This is a genomic window from Staphylococcus caeli (assembly GCF_900097965.1).
GTDB classification, from domain to species: domain Bacteria; phylum Bacillota; class Bacilli; order Staphylococcales; family Staphylococcaceae; genus Staphylococcus; species Staphylococcus caeli.
Window position 1 is genome coordinate 1 of record NZ_FMPG01000026.1, and the last position, 5,211, is coordinate 5,211.

General features: G+C 30.2%; 6 protein-coding genes. All 6 read left to right on the forward strand.

Going from position 1 to position 5,211, the window contains the following annotated elements:
* The first annotated feature begins 95 nt into the window (after positions 1-95).
* The 6 genes from str (at position 96) to BJS11_RS12965 (ending at position 5,131) form a co-directional block, all read left to right on the forward strand.
* Positions 96-944, forward strand: coding sequence for a streptomycin adenylyltransferase Str (gene str / locus BJS11_RS12940; RefSeq protein ID WP_069996722.1), 849 nt, complete (start codon positions 96-98; stop codon positions 942-944).
* Between the two features lie 259 nt (positions 945-1,203).
* The gene (locus tag BJS11_RS12945; protein ID WP_069996718.1) at positions 1,204-1,602 is read left to right on the forward strand and encodes a plasmid mobilization protein; all 399 of its coding nucleotides are present in this window, start codon (positions 1,204-1,206) and stop codon (positions 1,600-1,602) included.
* Positions 1,584-2,549, forward strand: coding sequence for a relaxase/mobilization nuclease domain-containing protein (locus BJS11_RS12950; protein WP_069996719.1), 966 nt, complete (start codon positions 1,584-1,586; stop codon positions 2,547-2,549). Before BJS11_RS12945 ends, BJS11_RS12950 begins: the two co-directional genes overlap by 19 nt.
* A complete protein-coding gene (locus tag BJS11_RS12955; RefSeq protein ID WP_069996720.1) occupies positions 2,518-2,973 on the forward strand; it encodes a DUF334 domain-containing protein in 456 nt (151 codons plus the stop codon). The genes BJS11_RS12950 and BJS11_RS12955 overlap by 32 nt, the downstream gene beginning before the upstream one ends.
* 436 nt (positions 2,974-3,409) lie before the next feature.
* A complete protein-coding gene (locus BJS11_RS12960; RefSeq protein ID WP_069996721.1) occupies positions 3,410-4,354 on the forward strand; it encodes a replication initiation factor domain-containing protein in 945 nt (314 codons plus the stop codon).
* A 129-nt stretch (positions 4,355-4,483) separates the two neighbouring features.
* Positions 4,484-5,131: a type A-7 chloramphenicol O-acetyltransferase gene (locus BJS11_RS12965; protein WP_032488460.1), complete on the forward strand. Its 648-nt coding sequence runs from the start codon at positions 4,484-4,486 to the stop codon at positions 5,129-5,131.
* The last annotated feature ends 80 nt before the right edge of the window (positions 5,132-5,211 follow it).

Below are 5,211 nucleotides of genomic sequence, written 5' to 3' on the forward strand. Positions count from 1 at the left end.
GTTACCATGCTTCATTATTTATAAATGAATTTCAAGATATAATTAATAAGGTAGATGATTGGATTTAGTTTTTAGATTTTGGGAGTGAAAAAACAATGAGGACTGAAAAAGAAATTTTAAATTTAGTTTCTGAATTTGCTTATCAACGAAGCAATGTAAAAATTATTGCTCTCGAGGGTTCAAGAACTAATGAAAATATAAAAAAAGATAAGTTTCAAGATTATGATTTTGCTTTTTTCGTATCAGATATTGAGTGTTTCACACATGAAGAAAGTTGGTTAAGTTTATTTGGAGAATTATTGTTTATACAGAAACCAGAAGATATGGAATTATTCCCACCTGATTTAGATTATGGTTACAGTTATATAATGTATTTTAAAGATGGCATAAAAATGGATATTACATTAATTAATTTAAAAGATTTAAATCGTTATTTTAGTGATTCTGATGGTCTTGTAAAAATTTTAGTTGATAAAGATAATTTAGTAATTCAAGAAATTGTTCCAGATGACTCAAATTATTGGTTAAAAAAACCAACAGAACGAGAATTTTATGATTGCTGTAATGAGTTTTGGAGTGTCTCAACGTATGTAGCAAAGGGTGTTTTTAGAAGAGAAATATTATTTGCTTTAGATCATTTCAATAATATTTTACGTCCTGAATTATTAAGAATGATTTCTTGGTATATTGGCTTTAATAGGGGTTTTGATTTTAGTTTAGGAAAGAATTATAAGTTTATAAACAAATATTTAACTGATAAAGAATTCAATATGTTTTTAGCTACTTTTGAGATGAATGGATATAGAAAGACATACCAATCTTTTAAGCTTTGTTGTGATTTATTTAAATATTATTCAAATAAAGTAAGTTGTTTAGGAAATTATAACTATCCAAATTACGAAAAAAATATTGAGAATTTTATTCGTAATAATTATGAGAATTAATTTTATTAGCAACCACCATTTTTGGTTGCTGGGGCTTTAATGGTTTTGAACTTAGTGGCTAGCAATTAGCCACTATTTTTGTGCAAACAAAAATACATAAAGGGCATGGGATTAATCCCATCAAGCCGGTATATTCAGAACGAAGTGGCTAGAATATACGACGCTTGCCAAACCACAATATTACTTGAGAAAATATAGATTATATTATAAGCTATATTTATGAAAAGGAATATTTTTCGATAGAAAGGTGGTGGGACTTGTGAACGAACAAAAAGATAATTTGGCTAGCGATTTTTCTAACGATAAGGTCAAAAGACCAGTTAGAAAAGAGCCAAAACAAATATCGTTTAGAGTGAGTGAACAGGAATATTCAAAGTTGAAACAGTCGGCAGAAACTTTGAATATGACAGTGCCTAATTTCGTTAAGAAAAAGGCACAAGGCAGTCGATTAGTGTCGCCAAAATTAGACAAAGAAACGCGACAATCGATTGCCAAAGATTTAAGTCATTTGGGTAGTAATGTGAATCAGATTGCTAAGTGGTTTAATCAAAACAAAGATAAGGCTACACATTTACCAGAACAGAAATATCATGATTTAGAATTGCAATTTGATGATGTTAAAAAGGAGTTGCATAGGATATGGCAACAACTAAATTAGGCAATACGAAGTCGGCAAGTCGTGCTATTAATTACGCAGAAGAACGTGCAGAAGAAAAAAGTGGTTTAAATTGTGATGTTGATTATGCCAAATCGTATTTTAAGCAAACTAGGGCGTTATATGGCAAAGAGAATGGTGTTCAAGCACATACAGTCATTCAATCTTTTAAGCCTGGCGAAGTAACAGCTAAAGAATGCAATGAGATAGGTTTAGAATTGGCTAAAAAGATTGCACCAGATTATCAAGTTGCAGTTTATACGCATACTGATAAAGAGCATTATCACAATCACATTATTATTAATTCCGTGAATTTAGAAACGGGCAAAAAGTATCAGTCGAACAAAGAGCAACGAGATTTTATAAAAAAAGCAAATGATCAGTTGTGCGAAGAACGTGGTTTGTCTGTACCAGAAAAGACGTCAGAAATAAGATATACGTTAGCAGAACAAAACTTGATAGATAAAGATAAATCGTCATGGAAAAACGATATAAGAATGGCAGTTGAAGAAACAAAGGATAACGCAGTAGACTTTGAAGAATTTAATACTTTGCTAAAAGAAAAAGGTATTGAAATCACGAGAGTAACAAAAAACAACGTAACGTATAGACACATTGAAGAAGACAAAAAAGTGCGTGGGAATACGTTGGGCGATTCTTATGACAAAGGAGTGATTGAAAATGGCTTTGCAATCGAGAAATTCAGACGAGAACGAGAAGAAGAAGAACGAGAATACGATGAATATGCAGACACGTTCAAAGTCAATTGGGACGCAGTCGCAGAAAATTCAGAAGACCTTAGAAAACGAAGAATTGCAAGAACTGAAAAAACAAAACAAGCTAGTAATAAAATATATTTCAGAGATGAAAGAACAACAGGATTTGAGAGAAAAGGAATTGCAGGCAATCAAGTCGAGTTTGAAAAAGACGACGGAGGACTTTCAAGGTAGAGGTAGAAAAGTCCATAATGATTTTGTTCGTTTGCTACAAGAAAATTTAAACAAAGTAAATACAAAAGATATTGAGATAGAGGTTCGAAAAGATGTTTATGGCGTTCGAGAAGAAATTCATTCGATGTTGCGTGAAGTTAAAGAATCACATGAACATTATCAAAAAAGACAAAAGCAATTATTTACTGGTATTGGTGCAATGTTATTAGTGTTTATGCTTTTTGCTTTGATTATGACGATTGGCAGAGATTTTATGGGCTTTTTACATGTAGATGTATTACAGAATGCCATAGCAAGCAAAATAAAGGCTTCTGAGGGCTTTATTTCAGTTTTATGGTACATTGCTTATGGTTTACCTTATATACTCGCTATAGGGCTATTTATTTGGTTGTATGAGTGGATAAGAGCAAGATTCCATGATTAAACAAAGTATGATCAGGCTTTTATGCCGAGAAAACTTTTTGTTTTAAAGAGTCCTTAAATTAGACTTAAAGCGACAGCGGTCGATAGCGTCAGCTATTAACCCGACCGACTGACAGCTTTTAGGATTTTTAAGGACGCAAACTTTAAAGCAAAAAGGAAATTGGAATAAAGCAACAAAGGTTGTTAGATAAAAAAATAAAGACTTAGTCTGATTAGACCAAGCCTTTTGTTAGTGTTATATTAATAAGCAAATAAAAAAACAAAAAAAGAAGTCGCTCACTCCCTGACCAAAGTTTGTGAAAGCGACTTACCCAAAGAAAAACATTAAGTTGTTTTTTAAAGTTTGTATATCTAGATATTAAACGATATTAGTTTATTCTTCAAGATATATATTCGGGTGAGCGACTTCTTAAATTAAAATAAGGAGTCGATTTTTTGTGAGTAAAAAAGAACAAGAGAAATTATCAAATCAAAGTCTAGAACAAAGAAAGTGTAATTTTTCGTTAACCGGATACTCTAATAGCCGGTTAAGTGGTCAAACTTTGGGAAAATCTCAACCCAAATTAAGTTTTGATGCGATGACAATCGTTGGGAATTTGAACAAAACTAATGCTAAAAAGTTATCTGATTTTATGAGTGTAGATCCACAAATACGACTTTGGGATATACTTCAAACAAAGTTTAAAGCTAAAGCACTTCAAGAAAAAGTTTATATCGAATATGACAAGGTAAAAGCAGATACTTGGGATAGACGTAATATGCGTGTTGAATTTAATCCCAATAAACTCACAAGTGAAGAAATGCTTTGGTTAAAACAAAATATTATCGACTACATGGAAGATGACGGTTTTACAAGATTAGATTTAGCTTTTGATTTTGAAGATGATTTGAGCGATTACTATGCAATGACTGATAAAGCAGTTAAGAAAACTGTTTTTTATGGTCGTAATGGCAAGCCAGAAACAAAATATTTTGGCGTTCGTGATAGTGATAGATTTATTAGAATTTATAATAAAAAACAAGAACGTAAAGATAACGCAGATGTTGAAGTTATGTCTGAACATCTATGGCGTGTAGAAATAGAATTAAAAAGAAGTATGGTTGATTACTGGAATGATTGTTTTAATGATTTACACATTTTGAAACCTGAGTGGACTACTTTAGAAAAAATTAATGAGCAAGCTATGGTTTATACTTTGTTGCATGAAGAAAGTATGTGGGGAAAGCTAAGTAAGAATACTAAGACTAAATTTAAAAAAATGATTAGAGAAATATCTCCAATTGATTTAACGGAATTAATGAAATCGACTTTAAAAGCGAACGAAAAACAATTGCAAAAACAGATTGATTTTTGGCAACGTGAATTTAGGTTTTGGAAGTAAAATAAGTTTTATTTTATAAAAATTGCTAATTCAGTATAATTAATATTTACGAGGTGATATAACGTATGAAAAAATCAGAGGATTATTCCTCCTAAATACAAAGATTTAAAATTTAGGAGGAATTTATATATGACTTTTAATATTATCAAATTAGAAAATTGGGATAGAAAAGAATATTTTGAACACTATTTTAACCAGCAAACTACGTATAGCATTACTAAAGAAATTGATATTACTTTGTTTAAAGATATGATAAAAAAGAAAGGATATGAAATTTATCCTTCTTTGATTTATGCAATTATGGAAGTTGTAAATAAAAATAAAGTGTTTAGAACAGGAATTAATAGTGAGAATAAATTAGGCTATTGGGATAAGTTAAATCCTTTGTATACAGTTTTTAATAAGCAAACTGAAAAATTTACTAACATTTGGACTGAATCTGATAACAACTTCACTTCTTTTTATAATAATTATAAAAATGACTTGTTTGAATATAAAGATAAAGAAGAAATGTTTCCTAAAAAACCGATACCTGAAAACACCATACCGATTTCAATGATTCCTTGGATTGATTTTAGTTCATTTAATTTAAACATTGGTAACAATAGCAGCTTTTTATTGCCTATTATTACGATAGGTAAATTTTATAGTGAGAATAATAAAATTTATATACCAGTTGCCTTACAGCTTCATCATGCTGTATGTGATGGTTACCATGCTTCATTATTTATAAATGAATTTCAAGATATAATTAATAAGGTAGATGATTGGATTTAGTTTTTAGATTTTGGGAGTGAAAAAACAATGAGGACTGAAAAAGAAATTTTAAATTTAGTTTCTGAATTTGCTTATCAACG